The sequence below is a fragment of the Micromonospora sp. AKA38 genome (assembly GCF_027925725.1).
Classification (GTDB): domain Bacteria; phylum Actinomycetota; class Actinomycetes; order Mycobacteriales; family Micromonosporaceae; genus Micromonospora.
The window spans coordinates 359,011-381,074 of the sequence record NZ_BNEI01000005.1 but is presented as its reverse complement, the minus strand read 5'-3'; the positions used below and the strand labels follow the sequence as shown (position 1 = coordinate 381,074).

Sequence of the window (22,064 nt, the reverse complement as noted above, 5' to 3'; positions counted from 1 at the left end):
TGTCACGATTCGCGCGAGCCGGAATCAGCGCCACTTCCCTCAGTTCGGCCGAGCACCACGCGCACGCCGTGTGGTCCCCGCCTGTTCCCCAGAGCTCTGACACGCTTGACGACCGCCCGGTTACGGCCCGCTCAACTCGACATCGAATTCCGTCCAGTCCACGCCTAATGGATTGCAGCCGACCCACGACCGATGACCTCGTAGGGTGCGGGGATGTTTATGGATCTCGATCGCCTCGTCAACGCCCTGGATGAGCTGTTCGCCCTCGACACGGCCGCTCCCGACATCGCGGTGAATCGGCACCTGCCCCGGGTCTTTGAGGAGGTCGGCACCGACTGGCGCGCGTTCGTTGAGCCGCAGTTCACTCAGCGGTTCAACGGCCTGATGCGACGCGGCCACTCGCGGGGTGGCACCGTGTACGGTGCCTGCCTCCCATCGGCCGAGGTGCTCGACGCCCGGCTGGTCGTGGCCGAGCGCGGCGATCTGCTGGTCACCCACCACCCGATCGACGTGCGCAACGGCTCACCGGAGGACGACACCTGGGCAGCCCCAATGGACACTGCCGCTGTTCTTCACGGTCGTCATCGGCCTGTCGTTCCGGCTGCTCATGTTCGTCTTCCGCAGCCTGCTCGTCCCCGCCGTCGGCGCCGTCCTCAACCTGGTCTCCGCAGCCGCCGCGTTCGGCGTGGTCACCGCCGTCTTCCAGTGGGGCTGGGGCAGCGGACTCATCGGCCTCGGCAAGGCCGGCCCGATCGAACCATTCATCCCGGTCACTCCTGGGCCTCGGCATGGCCGCCGCCGTCCTCCTCGACGCATTCGTCATCCGCATGATCGTCGTACCCGCGCTCATTCACCTGACCGGACGAGCCACCTGGCGGCTCCCCCGCTGGCCCGACCGCACCCTGCCGCACGTAACGGTCGAAGCCAGCCACCAACCCGACGACAGCCACACGAAACCGCACCCCGGCGGGCGTACCGACAACAAGCGGTCCGCTCAGCCAGGGGGTCTGCTCCACCGATAGTTGTTCTGCAGCAGGCCGAAGAATGACTCCATGGCAGCGTTGTGGCCGGCGGCGCCGACTCTGCCCATCGACCCGGTCATGTGGTGCTGGTTGAGGGCATGGACGAACTTCCGGCTGCGAAATTGCGACCCGCGGTCGGTGTGCAGCACGCATCCGGCCACGTCACCGCGGCGGGCTACGGCGTTGTGCAGGGCGTTGACGGCAAGCCTCGACTTCATCCGTGAGTCGATGGAGTAGCCGACGATCCGGTTGGACCACACGTCCTTGATCGCGCACAGCCAGAGCTTGCCCTCACCGGTGCGGTGCTCGGTGATGTCGGTCAGCCACATCCGGTTCGGGCCGTTCGCGGTGAAGTCGCGGCGTACCAGATCGTCGTGCACCGGCGGACCGACCTTGCCGCCCTTGCCCCGGCGCTTCTTTTTGCTGAACGCGCTCCACCAGCCCATGCCAGAGCAGATTCTCCAGGCGATGCGCTCGACCATCGGCTGGCCGGCGGCGCGGGCCTCATCGGCCAGGAACCGGTAGCCGAACTCCGGGTCGTCGCGATGGGCGTCGAACAACGCGTCCGCCCGATACGCCGCAGCCAGGTCAGCGTCGGTGACACGGTGGGCAAGCCACCGGGGCTGACGAGCGATGCACCCGGGTCCGGCACCTGTCCACACTGCGTTCGGCGCTGACCTGGTGGCGCGGGTCGGCCGGCTGGATCACCGGCGACCCCACCGCGGGCTGGGTCCGGCCGAAGGTAGCCGTGGACACCACCCGGGCGTTGACTCGCGACCAGGTCGCCGCGCTGTGGCGCCTCGACGTCGGCCTGCGCGACAAGACGCTGTGGAGGCTGCTCTACGAGACCGCCGCCCGGGCCGAGGAGATCCTCACCCTCGACGTGGGCGACCTCGACCTGGCCAGCAAACGCGCACGCGTGGTGTCCAAGGGCGGCAAGACCGAGTGGGCGTTCTGGCAGACCGGCGCCGCCATGCTGCCGCCCCGGCTACTCGCCGGCCGCGCTCGCGGACCGGTGTTCCTCGCCGACCGCAAGCCGACCCGGCCCGTGGCCACCGTCGACCGACGCGGAGCACGCCGCACTCGGCCGGCTGGCCGGACGACTGCCGCTCGCGCTGGGCTGACCGCCCGGCCGTCAGCCGGGTCGGCGACCACGAAGCCGGTCCCGGTCACGACCGCGGGCTCGTCGGGACACCGCCCCCGGGGATCACGGCGTGATGCTGAAGGTGGCGACCACCCCGTTGTGGTCGGAATTGGTGCCGCCCACGATGGCATAGTCGGTCATCCACATCTCGCGGTATTCCTCGACACGCTTCCAGAAGTAGACGTAGTCGATGTGCCGGTTGCCGTGCGTCCCGGTCCCCTTTTCGCCGTAGAGGTTGTAGCAGGACCGCAGGTTGGGCAGTTCGTTGGCCTCGAAGACCTGCCACGGGAACTTCGCGTACCCGTAGGCGCGGTCGGCGCTGAAGTCGACGTTGAGGTCACCGCTGACGATGACCTGGCCGGCGTCCTTCTTGCTGGCCGCCAGGTCCTTGAGGGCCTGGAACTGCTGTTCGGCGCAGCGGGTACGCGGCAGGTCCTCGGGCCGCCCGCCGCTCTCGATGCTGGCGTTGGCGTGCGCGTTGAGGTGGAAGACGCTGCGCCCGGTCGGCTTGTGCCGGTAGCGGACCCAGTTGTTGTACCGGGCCGGTGGCACCTCGCCCGGTCCGTTGGTGTCGCACACGAAGTCTGACCCCTTGTCGAGCACGTCGAACATGCTCTTGCGGGCCAGCAGCGCCTCGTTGGCCGCCTGGGTCGGCTCGGGCGCGTACAGCCACCAGCCGTTCGCGGCGGCCCAGTCCTGCAGGAACGCCCGGCGGTTGCCCACCTCGTTGAGGCCGACCAGGTCCGCCCGGGACGTGATCAGTTGCAGGTCCTGGGTGAACTGGGCCTGGTTGAGCTCGTAGAGGATGTTCAGCGTCGCCGCCCTGAAGGTGGCGTTCGCGGCGGCGGCGGGAGCCGCCGGCACCAGGCTCACCAGCAGCACGGCCGTGCCGACGAGGGCGCCCGCGCTGCGTGCCGACCACCGTCTTCTGTGTTGCATGGGGCAATCCCTTCCCGAGGGGTGCGGACCGGCGCGTCGCGGCTCGGAAGGGGAATCGCCCGGATCGCCGCCGGCCGGGCAGCTCGGCTACCGCAGCTGCACATTAGCACCACATTGACCGAACTGAATGGCGATTGTTGACAGCCGGGCGGTGCTACCGGCACGCTCGGCGGTGCCCACCGACACCACCCGCCGCACCGCTGTCGCGCTGAGGAGACCCATGCGTCCACGAGGGACCCGACGCCCGTTCCTGGCCGCCGTCCTGGCGGCGGTGGTCGCGGTAGGCATCGCCGCCGCGCCCGCCGCAGCCGCCACCCCGCAACCGGTGTACGCGCCAGCCGGCGGGATCGCCGATCCCGGAGTGGTCAGACAGGGCGACGCCTTCGTCGTGTTCGCCACCGGCGGCCGGGCCCCGGCGTACCGGGCTGACACCGCGTCGGGACCGTGGACCGACCTGGGCGCGGTGCTCGGTTCGGTGCCCGACTGGGCCGAGAGCGGCGCGGTGTGGGCGCCGGACGCGGTCCATACCGCCACCGGGTGGGTGCTCTACTACTCGGCGCCGGCCAAGGGCAAGGACGGGCAGCGGTGCCACGGCGCCGCTACCGCCGACACCGCCACCGGGTCGTACACCCCGGTCGGCGCCGCGCCCCTGATCTGCCCGGGTGGCGCGCACGACGCCGACGACGCGGTGCCCGGACGGCCGGTCGCCGCCGCCGGCGTGATCGACCCGTCGCCCTTCGAGGACGCCGACGGCCACCGGTTCGTGCTCTACAAGACGCAGCAGACACCCTCGTCGATCCGGATGCTGCGGGTCGACGACACCGGCACCCGCGGGGTCGGCACCGTCAGCCGCGAACTGGTCCGCAGCGACGGGATCATCGAGAACCCGGTGCTGCGCCAACGCGGCTCCACATTCGTGCTGTTCGCCTCCCGGTACGGCTACCAGAACTGCAGCTACGCCACCGTCTATCTCACCTCCACCGACCGGTGGGACTTCCACGGCAGGACGGAGCGCCCGCTGCTCACCACCGGCGGCACCGGGATCTGCGGCCCGGGCGGCGCCGACCTCGTCCCCGCGTTGGTCGACGACGAGCAGCGGATCTTCCTGCACGGTTGGATCTGCGCCGGCACCGCGCCGTGCCGACAGCAGGCCGACGGCTCGCTGCCCAGCACCGCCCGCCGCGCGCTGTACGCCGCGATCTTCCGCTGGGACGGCGCGACGCCGCGCGTCGGCGCGTTCCTGTGACAGCCCGGCCCGACGCCAGGCGTCGGCACGTCGCGGTGATCGGGCCGCCGGGGCCGGCCCCCTTGACGGCCGCCGGCGACCCGACCGGTGTCACTCGTCGCCCGGCCGGCCCGACCGGCGGCCCGGACGGGCAACCACGACCGCGGCGAGGCTGAGCGCGGCAGTACCCAGTGGGTTTGGCGTTGGGCGTGGCGTGGGCACGGAGCCGGCCACCGCGTCGATCATCGATGGTTTGTGAGGACAATCGAAGATCGTGCGGTGGCCGCGTGCCACAGCGTAAACCCCAGCAGGTGGCGGGTCATCCTGGACGAGGCGGTGGCGCGTGTCACTGACCGCTTCGTGCGGGCCGAGCCGCGTGCGACCTTAGATGGCCTCGGACCTGTTTGAGGCCATGCCACCGACGGTCAGTGACCCTCAGCGTGAGGTCGGCTCCCGTCCACGCCCGGATGGCCACCGAAGGCACCTCGGGAGCCCGCTCGACCACCACTCCCCATCGACATTTATCAACCCCTTCGGTAGGGTTTCCGGTAGGAAAGTTTCGCCGTACGGGAGGTGGGCATGCCCCGACGAAAGCGCGCGAGGGCCGCCGCGTTGGCCATCGGAGCGACAACGATCGCCCTGGGCGCCACGCCGGCCCAGGCCGACCCGGTGGTGCCACGGCACGCCATCGTGATCTGCCAAAGCGCCAGCTTCTACGCCAACTACGACTCCGCCAGCGGTCCGACCGGCCTGAAGCGCACCCTGGCCTACGGCAACAAGATCGGCCACACGCCGGGGGCGCACCCGGTCTACAACGGGTGGGCGGCTTCCTTCGACTTCGGCCCCACCGACTGGGGCTACCTGCGCGTCGAGTGTATCGGTGGGTACGACTCGTGGTGAGCCGGCGTAGCACCCGGGTGACCGCCGGCCTGCTGGTCGCAGGCGTCGCCGCGACACTCGCCATGCCAACCCCGGTGCAGGCCGCCAACGGCACGATCGGGGAGCGGGAAACGGTGTGCGCGAGTGACCTGTTCGTCCGCACTCAGCCCGTCGGCGCCTGGATGGGCACCCTCTATCAGGGTCAGACGTTCCTGGTCGAGGGTCCCCGCAGCGGCGGCTACGTCTACGGGTTTGCCTACGGTCACATCAACCGGCGCGGCTGGGTGCAGGACGGCTGGTTCTGCTGACCGTGCCTAGTGGCGGGACAGGGGTGTCCTGATCGGGCCGTGACGGCCTAGTACTCCGGCCGCACCTGCCTGATCTGAAGTCTCCGCAGTTCATCGCCATGGTTGACGCCATCCCGGTGTCGGCCGGATAGCTGCCCGCAGCAGACGTAGTAGGCGATCTCGCCGGTGCTGATGCTGCGAGAGGCGAGCAGCCAGAGCTCGCAGCCGGGCTGCCAGCCGATACGCACCGGCACCCGCGCCCGCCAGTACTCACGGGGACCGTGGGCGCCGGCGCCATGCCCGAGCCGGCACAGGAGCGATCAGATCGTCGACCCGGACGATGACCATCGCGTGGTGATCATGTCGTCGTTGCCGCGGGTCGCGACCACATGACCCACAAGAGTGGCACAGAAAATCGCGCCCCTTCTGTCCGAAATCGCCTGCCGTTTAGTGATCCAGCAGCGACTACGCCACGCCGATGCAACGCGCCTACCAGCCGGTGTACAGAGAGACAGCCAAAATCGGCTCGCAAAACTACCCGAGTCAAGGGTTCCAGCAGCGCCTCAAACGGCGACAGGTTGCGCCAGACCAACGAGAAGAGGGCTCCCGCAAGTCGCTGACCTGTGGAAACCCTCTCGCTGTCGGGACGGCCGGATTCGAACCGACGACCCCTTGTTACCCTCCGTGCCTGAATCCAACTTGTCGTTGACTGCCAGAAGTGGGCGTTGAGCTGCACAGACACAACCAGCCACTGGGCGCGCCTTGTCACTGATTGTCAACCGTCGGCGGGGTTTTCGGGGGGTAAACGGGGGGCGATTTCCTGCCGGCCACCGCGTCGCCGGCCACATCCGCCACGGCCGGGTGCTGGTGGCGGTCGACCACCCGGCCGCGATCGGCGCCCTGCCGATCGCGGGTGACCCGTACTGCTGGTCATTAGGTGGCCCGTCTGCCCTGCCTGGCGATGGGGCCACATCGCCGAACTGCATCCGAGCAACGCGAAGATCGACGCCCGGGGGTTGCGTCCGCTGGAGTGGCGCACGACTTGCCCGTGATAGGCGTGTTGCGTAGATGAGAGACGGCCAGCGCGTCGATCCTTTAAGACGACCAACACCGTCTTTCTCAGCATCACCGCCACGACGCATAGCGTCGCCACCCCATTTGTGGCATCTCTTCGTGATCTAGACGCTACTAAGAACTCCTAACTCTGGGGGCGTTGGAGTTGGCGCCAGCAGATGAGGGAGCAGGCGAGGCTGAGGAAGGCTTCGTGGATGTCGTCGCGGATTTCCCAGCGGATGCGTAGGCGGCGGAACCAGTGCAGCCAGGCGATGGTGCGTTCCACGACCCAGCGTGTGGTGCCGAGGCCGGAGCCGTGGGGTGTGCCGCGTCGGGCGATGACGGGGGGACGCCGCGGGCCTGGATCTGTTGGCGGTGGCTGTCGTAGTCGTAGCCTCGATCGGCGTACAGCCGGTCGGGGCGCCGCCGTGGTGGGCCTGGGCGTCCGCCGATGGGTGGGATGGCGTCGAGCAGGACGGTGGTCTGGGTGGAGTCGTGACGGTTGCCGCCGGTCAGCGTGACGGCGAGGGGGATCCCGCCGGCGTCGGTGATGACGTGGTGTTTCGAGCCCGGCTTGCGGCGGTCGACCGGGCTCGGACCAGTTTTGGGCCGCCCTTGAGCGCCCTGATGTGGGAGCCGTCGATCACCGCCCTCGACAGGTCCAACTGCCCCGCGCCGCGTAGGCGGGCCAGCAGAATCTCGTGCAACCGCTGCCACACCCCGGCGTCATTCCAGTCCCGCAACCTGCGCCAGCAGGTCATCCCCGACCCGAACCCGAGTTCTTGGGGCAGGAACTCCCACGGGATCGCGGTGTAGAGCACGAACAAGATCCCACAGAACACCCTGCGGTCATCCAGCGGTTTACGCCCTGGATAGCGGCTCCGCCGTGGTGGGCGGGGTGGCAGCAGCGGTGCGATCTCGGCCCACAACTCGTCCGAGACGATCCACGGCGGCTGCTCACCCCTCCTCACGTGCAGACGAAACGACCCTCACATCCAGTCGGTTACGCCCAACATCATTAAGTTAGGACCTCTAAGAAGTGTCGGCCTTGCGACAACTCCGAGCCTTTTTGTCGGATCGACAAAAAGCTATGGTCGAGCAGTGCCCGATGACAACTGGGAACCACCCCTGATCCTGCTCGCTGTCGATCTCGTGATTCTCACCCTGCGCGGTGGTCGCCTGTGCCTGCTTCTCGTGCGGCGCGGTATCGAGCCGTTCGTCGGGCGGGCAGCGCTGCCTGGGGGGTTCCTCGCCGATGAGCGCGAGGACATCCTCAGCGCCGCCCGCCGGGAGCTGCGGGAGGAGGCGGGACTCACGGACATCCCGCACCTGGAGCAGCTCGGTACATACGGCGACCCCGACCGAGACCCTCGTGGACGCGTGGTCTCCGTCGCCCACCTCGCCGTCGTGCCGCGCCTTCCCGAGCCCGTCTCGGGAACCGACGCCGCGGCCGCTGAGTGGACGCCGGTCGACGATGTACTGGCCGCGCGGGTACCGCTCGCCTTCGACCACTTGCGCATCGTCGTCGACGGGGTGGAGCGTGCCCGCTCCAAGCTGGAGCACACGGGCTTGGCGACCGCCTTCTGCCCGGAGGTCTTCACCCTCACGGAGCTGCAGCAGGTCTACGAGGCCGTCTGGGGCACACCGCTCGATCCCCGCAACTTCTACCGCAAGGTCCAGAGCACGAAGGGCTTCGTGGTCCCCGCCGGTCCGCCCCGCGCCGCGGGCACCGGCCGGCCGGCCCGCGTCTACCGCGCCGGTCCGCGCCGGAACCTCTACCCACCCATGATCCGCACGGTTCCGACCCTCGCAGCCGGAGGAGACGAGAGATGACCAGACCCGTGGTCGTGCTCACCGCACTGGACCTCGAGTACAACGCAGTCCGCGAACGTCTCACGAAAGTCGAACCGCACATACACCCGATGGGCACGCGCTTCGAACGTGGCACCGTGACCGGAGGCTCTTGTGAGATCATTCTCGGCCTTGTCGGCAAGGGCAACCACCCCTCCGCCGTGATCGCCGAGCGCGCCATGACCGAGTTCGACCCGGAAGCGGTCATCTTCGCCGGCGTGGCCGGGGCGCTCTGGCCCTCCATCGGCCTCGGCGACGTCGTCGTGGCCACCCACGTGTACGCCTATCACGGCGGCACTAGCGAGAGCGACGCGTTCCGCACCCGGCCTCGCGTGTGGGAGATCCCCCATGCCTGTGATCAGCTCGCACGCCATCTTGAGCGGGAGCGAGGCTGGGCGCGCAGCCTCGCCGGAGCAGTGCCCAAGGTGCGGTTCGGCCCAATCGCTGCCGGAGAGGTCATCCTCGACTCGGCGTCCTCGCCTGAGGCGGCGCGCATCCGTGATCACTACAACGACGCGTTGGCGGTAGAGATGGAGTCGGCCGGGGTCGCCCAGGCCGCCCACCTGAACCGCTCTCTGCCGGCCGTCGTCGTCCGCGGGATCAGCGACCGCGCCGACGGGACCAAGGTCCACACCGACGGCGAGAACTGGCAGCCGCGTGCCGCCGCCAACGCGGCGGCCTTCGCCCTCGCGCTCGCCCAGGAACTCGGGGCGCAGTATGGCTCTTCCCCTCGCCGTCCTCGGAAAAAAGCAGGTGATGCGTCGATGTCCGGCTCGGTCAGTAACGTCGCCAAGGGCAACGCTCATGTTGGATTTCAAGCACACACCGTTCACCACGCGACCGTCTACGGCGCGACGGGCAATGCGGGCGGGGAGACATTCCACGATCAGCTCGCGGACTTGCGCGCCTCGCTCCGTAAGTTCCATGAGGCGGGTGACGTGGACGCGGTCACCTACCGCGCGGCGGAGCAGGAGCTGGACGCCGCCGCCGCCGACGTGCCCCCGACCGACGACGAGGCACGAAGCCGCGCGACCACGGCTCTGCGGAAGCTGCGCGGCCTGCTGCTGGACTGGACGGACCTCGCAACACGGGTCGCGGGGCTCATGGCGGCTCTGCGGGCTCTGTCATGAGCGCCGGACCGCAGGAGAAGACGTTCACCAACGTCGCGGACGGCGACGCCCACGTGGGCTTCCAGGCCCAGGAGGTCCACATCGAGGGCGGATACCACGTCAACGACGACGACCCGCCGGAGCGGCAGTTCGAGGTCGGCCTCCGCTACCTGGAGATCAGCGCCCCACCCGAGGCGAGAGAGCTGATCATGAAAGCGATCGCCCGGGGCTACAGGAACTCCCGCGCCTACTTCTATCTGGCGCTCGCACTGTTGAGCGGCCGTACCCTGCAGAGCCTGACGGACCAGGAACTCGCGCAGCTGGCACACGTCCGCCGCTGGGCGGCGCAGCGCTCCGAAGGTCCCTGGGCCCGTGGCATCAACGCCGTCGGCTCGCTGCTGGACTCGCTGCCGCAGACCACGGCAGAGACTCCCGACCCGGCCGCGATCGGTCTGGTGGTCAAGGAGTTCGAATCACTCAACCCGCCCCTGCAGGAAAGCATCCTCAACCACCTCGAGGTTTTCTTGGCCGGCCCGCATCAGGACTGGACCTGGCAGAAGACGTTCGCGATCGCCCGGCGGGACAGGACGGCCAACGACCGGGTGGAGCGGGTCTGGATGTTCTTCCAGCCCAAGCCGATCCCTCCCCGGCCGGTTCCGCCGCACCCGATCCGTGCCGACGCGGCGGATTACCTGCGCGCCCTCGGTGGCTCGGCACTGCTTCTCGTCACGGGCCTCGCGGTGGTCCAGTACGCCTGGGCCCACTCATGGCTTCGCTCAGCCGCCTATCTGATGGTGGCTCTTGGAGCCGTCGTCGTCGCGGTCCGGGCCGGATTCACGATCAAGCTGGCTCGGCATCGACGCCGGGCGGCCCGTCAGCGCCTCACCTTCACGCCCCAGCGTGCTCCCACACAGTCCAACCGGTTCGCCTCAGCGATGGACTCCTTGTTCGACCGCTACTTCGGGCGTTACCTGCCGCCGGACATAGCCCGGGAGATATGGCTGGCTGAGACGGCGGGCATCCGGCAGACCCTCCGTAACGAGCTGGTCGAGCTGTACCGGGAACAACCGGTCGACGCCAAGCGTGTCGCCTGGCTAGTGAGATTCCTCGCCAGCGACGTCAAGCGGCAGTGGCTCAGCGGTGAGCTGACCGCGGATCCCGAGGACTCCCGAGTGCCATCCTCGACGCGGGCCGCCTTTGGCACCGCAGTGTTCGCCCTGGTGGTTGCCGGGCCGCCGCTGCTGTGGCAGGCCCTCGTCGAGGCGCCGTCCACGACGGTGATCGCGACGGCCGGAATCGTGGCCGGGGCTCGGCTCGCCATCCAGGGCTGGCTCGCGATCCTTCTCGAGGGCCACCGCTACCGGGACGACGTAGACCGGGTCCAGCGCGACTACGAGGACCGGCGCGCGGCGTACGACAGGTGGGTGCGCAAGTTGGAATCGAAGCCGACCGACGCGGAGATGGCGCACTGGCTCGACTGCGATCGCAAGATCCTGGTCGAGGACACACTGCGGCACTACCGCGTGGCCGCGCAGGACGTGATAGCGCACGCCTTCATCGAGGCGCCCGTGCCCGGGTGCAAGCGGGCCCGGGTCAGCAAGGGACCCTGGCGCTACTCGCGATACAAACTTCTCCTCTTCCTGCTCACCAAGGACGGCGTCCGCCAGGTCACGGTCACTCTCGACTTCGAAACCATGGAATTCGGCGATCAGCAGCGTCTCACCTACCAGTACAACTCGGTCGTGGCGGCGCACGTCGTCGATGCCCGCAATGGCGAGAAGAGACTCTCCCTTACCCTGACGAACAACCCCCGGGACGAGCTGACGATCACCGGTGAGTGGCCAGGCATGCCGGAACTCGGCGACGACGACCGCATCGCCTCCCAGGTCTCGCTCGATGCCTCGGGCCTCGACCGCACCCTGCACGTGCTAGAGGGCATCGCTGCCGAAGGTAAGGAGTGGATCACCCACGAGAACCGCCGAGAGCGCGCCGGCCTCCGGCGGCTCGTCGCAGCGATGGAGGGCTGACAAATGCGGTGCTGCTCGGCGTGGGGGTCAGGGTCGGGCAGCACCGCGGTTTGGGATCCTGCGGGGTGGTACTCGGTGACACGGACGCCGTCGATCCAGCCGCGCTGGTACATGCAGCCGGGTTGCGGCAAGGTCTGCTCTACCGACCTTTGAACGCGGGGCCACGCGCCGCCGACAGGAAAGAGGACCGCGGCCTGGCATGGTGTCGATCGGGCGCAGGTTGTCGGCGGAGGAATCGGTAGTATGCGTCGGCCCGTCGGCGACCGACGCGCTGCTCTACGGTGACCTCGACGCCCGGCTGCCCTTAACCGCCGGTACCGGCCGGGTTTTACCGCTCGCGAACTGACCACACCGTGCAGCCTTCACCTGGTGCGTCTGATCGTGGATCAGGAGTGGCCGGTCGCTCGAGCTGCGGGACGCCATGAGATGTCCTGACCGCCGGCAAAAGCGTGGCCAGTGAGTTATCCCGAGCTCAGGCCACTGAGGAAAGCGGACCTCGACCCAGACCACTGGACGGCCCGGGGCGGAAGCCTGGACCTTGCCATCGGCCGCACCTGCGGCCGGACTACGGTCAGAGCAGGAGGTGGCGGTGGGGCTCAACATCGATTCGGACCTGCAAAAGGCACTTCACGCACTGGAGGGTATGACCGATAAGGCCAAGCGAGGCCGGCTCTTCGAGAATCTCGTAGCGGACCTGTTCCGTGCCAACCACTTCGACGTGCGCCTGAACGCGGGTGCCGCCCGTCCCCGGCAGACTGACCTGCTTGCTACCAGGATGTCCGAGGTCTACCTCATTGAATGCAAGTGGCGCTCGGCCAGGGCAGACATCGACGCGATCGACAGCCTCCGGGCCCGACTAAGGCGTACAAGCGGCGCTATCGGGCTGCTGATCGGCATGGCAGGATTCTCCGGTACCGCGATCTCCGAGGTTGCTGACCACCGAGAGCAGCCGGTCCTGCTGCTCTCGGGAGACGAACTCCGCCGAGTAACCGGCCGACCCACGGCGCTGCTCGATCTGCTGTGGCGTAAGCGTGAGTCGCTACGCGTTGACGGGCAGGCGCTCGTGGACGAACCCGCTCGCACGCAACCCCGACGTAAACGCCTGGCTCTCCCAGATTCATCCACCAGATTCGTCAGCACCGCACACCAGCCAACGCCGGTGACGGAGACTGGCGGTGGCTTCGGTCAGCTCACCTTCACTCACGATCTGGTCGACATCGACTGGGTTGCGGCCTCCGGCAGCGGCGTCACCTTGGACGTCCCAGTGCCAGCGATCAGCGAACGCGGCGTACTCGACCTGCTCGACAGACTCGCCAGCCTCGGCTGGGCATCGTCGGACGCTCGGTGGAGCATCCATCAATCCGCGACCAGCTGGCATGGATTCGGGGCCGCGGCGTTCGCCGCCGAACTGGCCCAGTGGAAGCAGCGTGCCGACCGGCCCAACAGCCACCACAGTGAAGAATTCTGCTATCTCGACAGCTGCACCGGAGGCTTCTACACCCTGACTTCAAACATCTCGGCTGAGCGCACCAGGTGGGCGACGCAGACCGTGCTGAGTTTCCAGCTGCAAGGAATCCCTTTGGACGTCGCGCCACTGCTACAACTCTGCAGATCCATCGGCATTCATGACAATCTGTACTTCCGCCCCCTGACCGCCAGATCAACCCGCATAGTCCACCTACCGGACTGGATGACGACAGTTGTCGAGCCTGACGCCCACATCGTCACTCCCGGAACCGACATCGATCCCCACCCTGAATGGGTGACCGGAGTCGTCTTGCCCAACCCGCTACGCCAGTCTCGCTGGAAAGGCGATCCCCTTCGATCCGAGGCCGACCTCTACGACTTGGAGGTACCAGAGTCGCTGATCTGTCACCTCGGCGATTTTCACCCCGCCGGAGACGGCAGAAACTACACGTACCGGCTCCAGCGCATCGAGAAAACACGAACCTCCGAGGGCAGTGTCTACCGACCTGTCGCTCGCTGGGACTTCGCCCATGACGAAGAGGCAAGAGACATCAGCCCTGACTGAATTCGCTGCCATCCTGTCAACCGTCGAACCGCCGCAGGTCGGGCCGCTGGCGGCCGAGCAGCGGCGGCCACGGCGGGCCGTCGCTGCCGAACCGGTCGCGGCAGCCCAACGACCGCTCCCCCAAGCCCGCTCGCTGGCTGTTCAAGGCTGGCGACGGGCTAGTCGTCGAGCCGGGGCGGGAGAAGATGAGTCAGGGTGAGGTCACATAGCCGCTCCGTGCCGACAGAGCCAATAAGGCGGGTCTGGGTGACCCCGCCCGCGAAGCGGTGGTCGCCGTCGAGTGTATTGACGTGTTTGGACTGCCTAATGATCTGAAGCAGGACGAGTCCCTCGCGTTCGAGTGCACTAGCGAGGAATGCTTCGTCGATGAGTAGTCCTCCATCGCTACCGGGCCAGGGTTCGGGATCGAGGTGCAAGAGCTGCCGGTCGACGGTGATGCCGGCACCGTTGCGGTGATGCAGTCCTGGGAAGAGAGCGGCGGGTGCTGAGGTGAGGAGGTGAACGTTGAGCGTGGCGGGTAGCGAGCAGTCGAGGATGCTGCCTTCCCAGCAGTAGCGTTCAGTCATGACGATCGCGGGCACCCCGAGCCCGAGCGAGTCGGTGCCGATCGCGTCGGTCCAGCGTTCGGGCCGGAAGTCGGCGACCGTGTTGGCGCGGTAGACCGCTCCGGTCGGCCATTCGCCGAGGTACATCTCGTCGGTGAAGCGGACGTCGAGGGAGAAAACGTCCAGATCCTCGTCGCCGGTCCAGGCTTGCAGCGCGGGTAGGTCCTCGCGGCGGATGAGAACGCCGTCGATGCTGGCCGTCAGGTCGGCGTGCGTGGTGTTGCGTTCAGTTCGCTGCGGGATGAGGTGTCGGTACGCGTTGAGGATGCGGTAGCGGCGGCCGGGCCGTCGCGGGGCGCTTTGGGTGGTAGGCCAGTGGCTGAGGTCGGCGTCGACCACGAGGAAGTCGCTCAGGTCGGGCAGGTCTGCCGTGTCGGTGGCCCAGAGGGACAGGTGGACGACGGGATCCTGGTCCAGCGGCACAGCAGGGTGGGCGACCTGAGGTATCGGCAGCCACCACACACGCTGCTCGGTCGCGTATTCTGCCGCGGTTGCCGATACAGGCCCGTCGTCCGCCGCCTTGTCTGGGGCGACAGTGGCTTCGGCAGTCAGCGGAGCGATCTGCCAGAGTTCCCGCCACCAGCGAACGTCAATGGGTCTCGGTCGGTCGAGAAGGTGGGTCGGGTCAAAGTCGCGGGCGTCGAGCTGCCAGGCGCCTTCGTATGCTGCTTCGCGTTCGTCGTGGTCACGGTCGCGTAGCTTGTGGGTGCCGGACAGCCGCGCCAGTGCTTCATGCCAGGCGAGCCACTGGTACTTCTTGCCGAATCGCTCCTCCTTGTGGGACGTTCGTCCGCGGTCGGAGCGGCTGATGTCGGCGTCGACCTCGCCGAAGGCCTGCGGCGTCCAGCCGAGTTCCAGGACCCGGGCGAATATCCATCCCGGCAGCACGCTCGGGTCAAATCCGGTTAACGGCGTTTCCGTGGTGTCGTCGATGCGCTGGGCGGCGAGCCTGTACCAGTATGGGCGATCGACGTGCATGACGTACGAGTGGAAGTCACCCATCTTGTCGAGTGATCCGATCAACTGCCCCCACCCGGTGGTGACCGCCTCCTTCCTCCGCTCATCATCGAGACCGGACCCGGCCGAAATCGGGTCCGCGTCTGGCCGGAAGCGCGGATACTCGGCCTTTAGCTGCTCGAAGTCCGGTAGCCCCAACTGGCCCGGCCAATTGGCCGGGTACCGCGGCATTGAGGTCTCGCGGAGGTACGCGACGTCCGCGCTTCCAGGAGACGTCTCGGTGAGGTTACTGACTGCTAACGCAAGATAATCGCGCGCGATCACATGTACGGGAACGCCCGCCTGCTCAATGAACGCTCGCAGGGCCGCCGCTGCAGGTTCGGGTTCGACCGATCGCATAGTGATCGCTGCGTACGCGACCGCAAGCACTCGCTCCGTGACGTACCCGTCGTCAACTCCGGTCGCCAGTTGCAGCAGAGCGGGAATGATCTGCGGGTCGTGGGGCGTAATCGCCACCAAGGCCCGGGTCGCGGTGTCCCGCAGGAACCGGTCTGGGGAGGGCAAGGCCCACAGCAGGGCCTCCGCGGTGAGCCGGGCCACCGTGGTCGTGCCGTCGACGCCGAGGCTCAGAACTTCCGGTGGCGCAGACCTCGCCCAATCCAGCAGGAGTTGGTACGGGCTCGGCCGCCGCCTCGTCTCGTGGCGCCCGCGGACCTGGGCAGTCCATCGCCGATCCCGTTCCGCCATCGACATCGGAGCGAGTAGATCGTGCAGCCAGCAGTGACCAAGCGGCCGGTCGGGATGGATGGTGAGGAGTAGTGCTCGGCTAATCGCCTCACGGCGCAGCGGATCCGGCAGAGCGGCCGGAGCATCGGGGTCCGGGCCGAGGATCAGGTCCGCGAGGTGCTGGCGGGTGCGGTCGGTGAAGCTGGACGACTCGCGCTGTAGCAGACCTCGTAGCCAGGGTTCGGTGATGACCCACTCGACCGATCGGCCTTCAAGCGTGACACCGGCCCGCTTCATGGCCTCGGCGATCTCCGGCAGCTCGACACCTACGCGCTCTGGCGCGGCAACGGCCAAGGCTTCCAGAAGCGTTCGCAGTCGGTAGGCCTCCGGTGAACTTTTGCCGGGATCAGTGGCTGGGAGTCGACGGGCGATCTCGGCGGCTCTGTCGGCCGTGGACCGACCAGCCGTCTCGGAGCCGTCGCCCAGCAACACTTCCGCAGCGAGATGATCGCTGATGCGCTCGAAGGCGAAGCGAACCACCCGCGACGGCGTTCGGCCGGCCCCCTCTAGGACGAAGTCTTCGGCGAGCAGTCCCTCGCTGACCAGAACGCCGAGCGGTGTTCTGTCATAGGGCGTGCCGGGTGCCGTGGACACAACGGCGTGAAGCGCCGCGACCGCCTCCACGTACGGAAGCACCGGGCTCGGGCGCTTGGACATCGCTGCAGCCACCGATTCACAGCACGGCCGTGCGATCGCCTGATAGGGGCCGGTCCCCAGCTGGTGCCGGGCGCGCGCGTCAACGTCTTGGAAGATCGCTTCGATGATCCGCGACAGCCCCGGGATCGGCTGCGCGAGCAGCCCGGCATTGTGGCGGGCGGCCTGGCAGAACAGTCGCAGCATCAGCGGGTTGGACAGCTCGCGAAACAACGAGGGCGGTGCTGCTGGCAGCGGGAGCCGGTAGTGCTCGAAGAATGCCCGGACCGCCGTTACAGGCTCCTCGGCGAATCCCTTGTGCTCTACCTGGATCAGCCGCGTTTCGTCGAGGTGGTCGGGAAGGATCATTTCCTTGGCGACCGTGCGGACGCTCAAGATGACGCCGATCCACGGGTACCGCCGGGCCACTGTGAGGAAAGCGGCGAGATGGTTGGGCCACAGCTGAAGGCCGTTGTTCTCGTTGATGGCATCGATGATCAGCAGCGCGCGTTGCTGGCTGGCCTCGGCGCGGGCGCTGAGCGCCTGTAGGAAGGTCTCAGCCTGGCCGTCGAACCGCAGTGCTTTCATGACTTCGGACCAGGGATTGCCGACGCCGAGCTGCTGGCCGAGGACCACCACCGCCGGCTGGCCTCGTTCGAGGGCGAGCCGTGCGGTGTCGCACAGCAGGTGGGTCTTTCCGCTGCCGGCGTTACCCCACAGCAGCATGGCCTGTGCTGTGTAGGCCGGACAGTCCTCGTCGAACGCTGCGATGACCTTGGCGCTCACGTCGGCGAGCTCGTTGAACGTTCGGTGCATCCGGCCGGCCTCGCCGGCCTGTTCGGCGTCCGGATGCGGGGTCAGCGTCCGCACCGCGGCCTGCAGGTCCTGCCAAGCCCGCCGCCAAGGGTCGATCGGCAGCTGCTTGTCGGGTGTCGGCGTCTCGCCGGAGGTCAGGGGCATCGGCAGGGCTGCGGCGAGTTGGTGCAGTTGGGCGCTCGCGGCGGGGTCGATGGCCGGATCGAGTCGCTCGATGAGGCCGACGGCGGACGCGGCGTCCTGCTCAAGGTCGACGAGCAGCTGTGGAAGCCGGGCGAAGTTGGCGACCTTGCGGCCGGCCGACACGCTGACCGTCAGGTTGCGGTTGTAGCGGGGCCCGACCTGCTCGACGACCTCGTCCAGACGCTCGGCCAGCCACGTACGGCTCAGCAGCGGTCGCTCGAACCACCAGCGGAACCGGCCGGCGTGTTCCTCGCGCGATAATGCTTCGAGGATCTCGGACTTGCCCATGTAATGGAACTCGACGGTCCGCCCCAGGGCCCTGACATGCTTCTTCCACTGCTCGACGTAGTGGTTCCACTTGTCCATGAACCACTGCTCGTCTGGCTTCCTGGGATCGGCACGGTCGCTGGGCAGGGCGATGGTCATGGCGGTCAGGTTCGGGTGCTTCTCGATGGCCGTTTTCACACTGCCTGTGATCTTCGACCACTGGTCGGTGCTGGGACTACCCAGGAAGAACTTGGCCTGCAGTCCGTGCTCGGCGCCGCTGGCGTCGATCGAATAGCCCTCGACGCCGCCATCCGGGGTACCCAGACGCATGAAGGTTCGCCCTTTATGGAGCGCCTCCGCCCGGGCGATCTGGCAGCACAACTCCTCGAACCCGGTGTCTTGCCCGCGCCCCCAGGGGCGGATGGCAGCAAAATCGACATCAATCGGCACCGCATGATTCTGCCGGACGGCGACTGTAAGCACCTGCCCAGAAGGCTTGTCCGTAACCTAGAGACTCCACGGACAATCCGGGCGGCAGCGGGCGCTCCGCAAAGTCGGCGACGGGGCGGTGTGGACGACCGACCGCGGCGCCGGCGACATCGCGTTCCTCCACCCGGTGCCGCACCTGTCCGTGCCGGCCCTCGATGACCCACAAGCCCGCGTCCTCAAGTACCCGAGCACTGCCGCAAGACGTGGCGACGCACCCCGGTGCAACTGACTAAACCGGAACCAGCAGCAGCATGATGCTCGGGAGAATCGGGCCACGTTCGTCGTACCGCCGGGCACGCCCGGACTCAGCGCCACCCGCAAGCTGCGAGCCCTCGCCCGCGGTGAAGCACCAAGCCGGACACCTCCACAGACCAGATCAACCTTCTGTGCCGGAGCGGGGCACGCTCATAGCTCCCGCCAGACCCTTCAAGACCTGGCCCTTGGCCTGGGTCAGGCTCTGCCGGAATTCGGCACGAGACCGAACCCGGTTGACGATAGCCCGCAATGTTCACACGATGGGCAAGTGACACGCGCCGTACCTACCACTCGATACCGCGATTTCATTGCTGCGGCGCGCCGCCACACGCCCAGCACGCTTCTGCCGGCGCTCGCGGCGGTCTCGGCTAGCCAGTTCGACGGTGGCGCGTACGAGCGCCGCCCCGGCGAGGTTATTTTCCCGTGGGTGATTGCGGCTGCAGCCCGGGAGAACATCGCCTTCGGCAACGAGCACCGGTTGACCGCGCCGGTCACGCAGAAGGACCTGCGCCGCCTGACGAATCTCTTCGTGAACCTGGACGAGCCGTTCCTCGACTCGGTGGGGCAACCAGACGCGTTAGAATCGTTCTTGGTCAGGACCGCATTTGAGCAGTTCCCCTATCAGCATTCTCGTTATGAAGACATGTCGCGGATACTGCTGCTGTTCGACCGCGACTACACAGGGCTGGGCTGCCGGGTCCTGTCGTCGGCTACCTGGACCGGGCTGCTGGGGCTTCCCGTGGATGCGTTCATGCGAGCCGCGTTCTTCATCACGGTTGGCGCCCGAGTCAACGCCGGGTGGTTCGACCCTCGCTGGCTAGACCAATCTCATCTTCGGCCGGCGTTGGACGCGCTGGATGTCACCGGTCCTCAGGTGATGGACATCTTCCGCCGGATCTTCGGCACTGACATCGAGACGGTCCAGCGACGGGTGCTCGAGGAACGCAAGAGCGACTCGCGCCTGCACCGATATGAGTTCAACCCGCTGGTGGATAAGCCGTTCCTCTTGATGTCGGACGGCCGCTACCTGGCTCCGAACGTCTACTTCGTGGCCCAGCGTCTGAGCCCGGCCGCCTTGTACTATCTGGGGTGGGATTCACTCGGCAGATCTTTTGCCGAAGACCTCGGAGTAGTCATAGAGGCGTACGTCGGTGAGCAGCTCGCCCTTGTGAATGCTGTGGCGATTTTGCATGACGTAGAGTATGCCAAGGGCCAGCACGCTGCGGACTATATCGTGGTACTGCCCGGCTTGACCGTGGTGATCGAGGTAAAATCGGCACGCGTTTCGCCGCCGGGGCGCTTGGACCAGCAGGGCTACCTCGACGATCTTAACCGGGATGTCGGCAAGGCGCTAAAGCAGATCAAGCGTACTGGGGACATGATCCGCAATGGGCACCCAGCGTTCGGGACCGTAGATCCTACTCAGGAAATTCGGGGCATCGTTGTGACCGCCGAACCGCACTACCTGCTCAACAGCCAGATCTACCGTGATGAGATCTTCGATCCCGAGTATCAGGCCGTGATCCTTTCACTCGGCGAACTGGAGCACGCAGTTGCTGCCGCCCACGTCGGCGACTCCATCGGACTGTTCACCGCGTTGACCACAGCGCGCCCAGGAGGTGGCTACGACGTGGCGGAGGCAATCTCGGCGCATGAGCGGTCTCTTGGCGTTACGAAGGCCCGGAATCCGCTACTCGATGACGCCTACAAGCGAGCCTGGGGACGTCTCGACGCCGCCGCGTTGGAGGACCACCCCTGACGGCCCTGCGGTTACGAGGGCCGCCGTTCGATGGCCACGTCCAGCGGGCCGGACTCAGCGGCGAGGCTGAGCCAGGTCGGCGAGATGACCCAAGCTACGGCAATGTGGAACGAGGTGTGGGAACCGCCGCACCACCCCCGCAGCCGCTGGCGTCGACGGAATCAGCATCGGCACCATGCCGACCCGGCCCAGCTGCTCGACGACCCGCGATAGCGACCGGGCCGCCCGAGCACGATGTGCACCGCGCAGCATCTCGGCCCGGGTTTGATCCATGCCGCTGCCATGGCGGCTCACGACTTGCCGCTGGCAGGCCACAGTTCCCACCGATTTGCTCGGCCGCGGCGAACCTCAGCGTCTGGGTACTGCTGCTGCAGTTCCTGAAGGCGCTGCACGACCTGCGCTATCGGCAACCCGGACGGCATCACCGCCAGCGGCTCGGGCTTCGGGGGTGCCGGGATGGCGTGACGCGCCCGGTTGGCCTCCGCCATGCGCGCGAGCATCGCCCGTACCTCCTTCATGCGCGCATTCCAGGCTGGCCACGCCGGACAGGGGCCGTCGGACGGAGGGGTGACGTACCCGTGCTTGTTGGCGGGCGTCGGACAGTCGGCACACATGTCCTCGGCTTCCAGCCGCGGCACGGCGAGCAGCTTGTCCAGTCGCCACTTCATGATGTCGTGGCGGACCTTGAGCTTGGACCGTTCCTGCCTGTCCTCGGTCGTCTTAATCTGCGCCTGCAACTTGGGCAGCTCGTCACGCGTCTGACGGACCTCGGCGATACGCCGCTCTCGATAGCGGAACAGCGTGGAGTGGCGCCGGTCGCGGGGAAGGTATCCGTTCGCGTCAACGACGTTCTCTGGGTCGTCCACGACGGGGGCCAGCTGCTCGATGGCAGACTGGTGTCCTGCCACCGCCGCCTTGAGCTCGGCGACCCGATGTGCTCGGCGCTTCGGGTCCATGGCGGGGAACGCCTCGCCAGAGCGCATCTTTGCCAGCTCTTCTGTCCCATACGCCAAGGCGCACTGATGCTCAAGCATGGCAAGACGTGCCTGCTCCCGTTCGGGCTCGTAGCGCTTGAGGTTGTCCTGGCGCTGCTGCTCGCGCTTCGCGCGCTTCCGCTCGAACTCTCGGTCCCACCGGGCCATCTCGGCTTCGAGCTGGCGCTTGGTCTTGCGTCGAAAGCCAGGCTCGGCCCGCTCCCATTCCCGCATGATCCGCTGGGCCCGCTCGAGCTCGGCCGCCTGCTCCTCCATACGCCACGGATTCCAGAACTCGTCTGCGTGCAGGTCGATGAAGAGCTCCCGGGCCGCGACGCTGTCCTCAAACGTAGAGGTGGCCCCAGACTTTGCGCGCCACAGATAGGTGCCGTCGCTGTACACGCCCTTCGGCAAGGCCGCCAAGTCGACCGTCGTCGTCACGGCAACAACTCTGCCCCCTCCTGGGCTCGTATGGACGGACACCGCGTCCGATGGCGACGCCCCCTGCCGCTATCGGTAGGCAGACATCCTGAACCTGTACCGGACCCCAACGGCGAATCCGTCGAAGCTGGCCCTGGCACCGCTCTCAGCGTTGGCGACCCGATCTGGCCGAGGTCATTCTCGAGGCCGCCCGCCAAGGCGGCACGATCAGCCGTGATGCCGTCTACACCATTTGCAACTACAGCGACGACCGGCTGTTGGTCGGCTTCACCCGTCCAACCGCTCGGATAACCACGAGCCTGCAAGCCGAGCAGCGTCTACCGCAAGCGGT

General features: G+C 67.4%; 13 protein-coding genes and 3 pseudogenes. 9 read left to right on the top strand and 7 right to left on the bottom strand.

Going from position 1 to position 22,064, the window contains the following annotated elements:
- Window positions 1–120: 120 nt before the first annotated feature.
- From TPA0908_RS19390 to TPA0908_RS19380, 3 genes and pseudogenes are all read right to left on the bottom strand, one after another.
- Complete coding sequence (locus TPA0908_RS19390) at window positions 121–498, bottom strand: hypothetical protein (protein ID WP_281939897.1); 378 nt, start codon at window positions 496–498, stop codon at window positions 121–123.
- A 272-nt stretch (window positions 499–770) separates the two neighbouring features.
- Window positions 771–1,016 (bottom strand): hypothetical protein, encoded by a 246-nt coding sequence (locus tag TPA0908_RS19385; protein WP_281939896.1) that lies wholly within the window; start codon window positions 1,014–1,016, stop codon window positions 771–773.
- Window positions 1,017–1,021: 5 nt separating this feature from the next.
- Window positions 1,022–1,642, bottom strand: a pseudogene (locus TPA0908_RS19380) (IS3 family transposase); the annotation flags it as partial.
- A 128-nt stretch (window positions 1,643–1,770) separates the two neighbouring features.
- Here TPA0908_RS19380 and TPA0908_RS31820 point away from each other — a divergent pair.
- Window positions 1,771–1,953, top strand: a pseudogene (locus TPA0908_RS31820) (tyrosine-type recombinase/integrase); the annotation flags it as partial.
- A gap of 276 nt (window positions 1,954–2,229) precedes the next feature.
- Here TPA0908_RS31820 and TPA0908_RS19375 read toward each other — a convergent pair.
- Window positions 2,230–3,105: an endonuclease/exonuclease/phosphatase family protein gene (locus tag TPA0908_RS19375; protein ID WP_281939894.1), complete on the bottom strand. Its 876-nt coding sequence runs from the start codon at window positions 3,103–3,105 to the stop codon at window positions 2,230–2,232.
- Window positions 3,106–3,325: 220 nt separating this feature from the next.
- On the opposite strand from TPA0908_RS19375, the gene TPA0908_RS19370 reads away from it, so the two are divergent.
- From TPA0908_RS19370 to TPA0908_RS19360, 3 genes are all read left to right on the top strand, one after another.
- Window positions 3,326–4,351 (top strand): family 43 glycosylhydrolase, encoded by a 1,026-nt coding sequence (locus TPA0908_RS19370; protein ID WP_281939892.1) that lies wholly within the window; start codon window positions 3,326–3,328, stop codon window positions 4,349–4,351.
- Between the two features lie 558 nt (window positions 4,352–4,909).
- On the top strand, window positions 4,910–5,230 hold the full coding sequence (locus TPA0908_RS19365; RefSeq protein ID WP_281939890.1) for a hypothetical protein: 321 nt from the start codon (window positions 4,910–4,912) through the stop codon (window positions 5,228–5,230).
- On the top strand, window positions 5,227–5,517 hold the full coding sequence (locus tag TPA0908_RS19360; RefSeq protein WP_281939889.1) for a hypothetical protein: 291 nt from the start codon (window positions 5,227–5,229) through the stop codon (window positions 5,515–5,517). Before TPA0908_RS19365 ends, TPA0908_RS19360 begins: the two co-directional genes overlap by 4 nt.
- 1,177 nt (window positions 5,518–6,694) lie before the next feature.
- On the opposite strand, the pseudogene TPA0908_RS19355 reads toward TPA0908_RS19360, so the two are convergent.
- Window positions 6,695–7,493: pseudogene (locus TPA0908_RS19355) on the bottom strand (IS5 family transposase).
- Window positions 7,494–7,650: 157 nt separating this feature from the next.
- On the opposite strand from TPA0908_RS19355, the gene TPA0908_RS19350 reads away from it, so the two are divergent.
- The 4 genes from TPA0908_RS19350 to TPA0908_RS19335 all read left to right on the top strand — a co-directional run bounded on the left by TPA0908_RS19350 (window position 7,651) and on the right by TPA0908_RS19335 (window position 13,568).
- Window positions 7,651–8,382 (top strand): NUDIX hydrolase, encoded by a 732-nt coding sequence (locus TPA0908_RS19350; protein WP_281939887.1) that lies wholly within the window; start codon window positions 7,651–7,653, stop codon window positions 8,380–8,382.
- Window positions 8,379–9,530: a 5'-methylthioadenosine/S-adenosylhomocysteine nucleosidase family protein gene (locus TPA0908_RS19345; protein ID WP_281939885.1), complete on the top strand. Its 1,152-nt coding sequence runs from the start codon at window positions 8,379–8,381 to the stop codon at window positions 9,528–9,530. The genes TPA0908_RS19350 and TPA0908_RS19345 overlap by 4 nt, the downstream gene beginning before the upstream one ends.
- A complete protein-coding gene (locus tag TPA0908_RS19340; protein WP_281939883.1) occupies window positions 9,527–11,536 on the top strand; it encodes a hypothetical protein in 2,010 nt (669 codons plus the stop codon). The genes TPA0908_RS19345 and TPA0908_RS19340 overlap by 4 nt, the downstream gene beginning before the upstream one ends.
- Window positions 11,537–12,125: 589 nt before the next feature.
- Window positions 12,126–13,568, top strand: coding sequence for a restriction endonuclease (locus TPA0908_RS19335; protein ID WP_281939881.1), 1,443 nt, complete (start codon window positions 12,126–12,128; stop codon window positions 13,566–13,568).
- A gap of 158 nt (window positions 13,569–13,726) precedes the next feature.
- Here the strand turns inward: TPA0908_RS19335 and TPA0908_RS19330 are convergent, their stop codons facing one another.
- Window positions 13,727–18,265 carry a hypothetical protein gene (locus TPA0908_RS19330; RefSeq protein ID WP_281939879.1) on the bottom strand — a complete coding sequence of 1,513 codons (4,539 nt, stop codon included), beginning with the start codon at window positions 18,263–18,265 and terminating at the stop codon, window positions 13,727–13,729.
- A 562-nt stretch (window positions 18,266–18,827) separates the two neighbouring features.
- Between TPA0908_RS19330 and TPA0908_RS19325 the strand changes: the two genes are divergently transcribed.
- On the top strand, window positions 18,828–20,318 hold the full coding sequence (locus TPA0908_RS19325) for a nuclease-related domain-containing protein (RefSeq protein WP_281939877.1): 1,491 nt from the start codon (window positions 18,828–18,830) through the stop codon (window positions 20,316–20,318).
- Window positions 20,319–20,608: 290 nt separating this feature from the next.
- On the opposite strand, the gene TPA0908_RS19320 is transcribed toward TPA0908_RS19325, so the two are convergent.
- Complete coding sequence (locus TPA0908_RS19320) at window positions 20,609–21,733, bottom strand: hypothetical protein (RefSeq protein WP_281939875.1); 1,125 nt, start codon at window positions 21,731–21,733, stop codon at window positions 20,609–20,611.
- Between the last annotated feature and the right edge of the window lie 331 nt (window positions 21,734–22,064).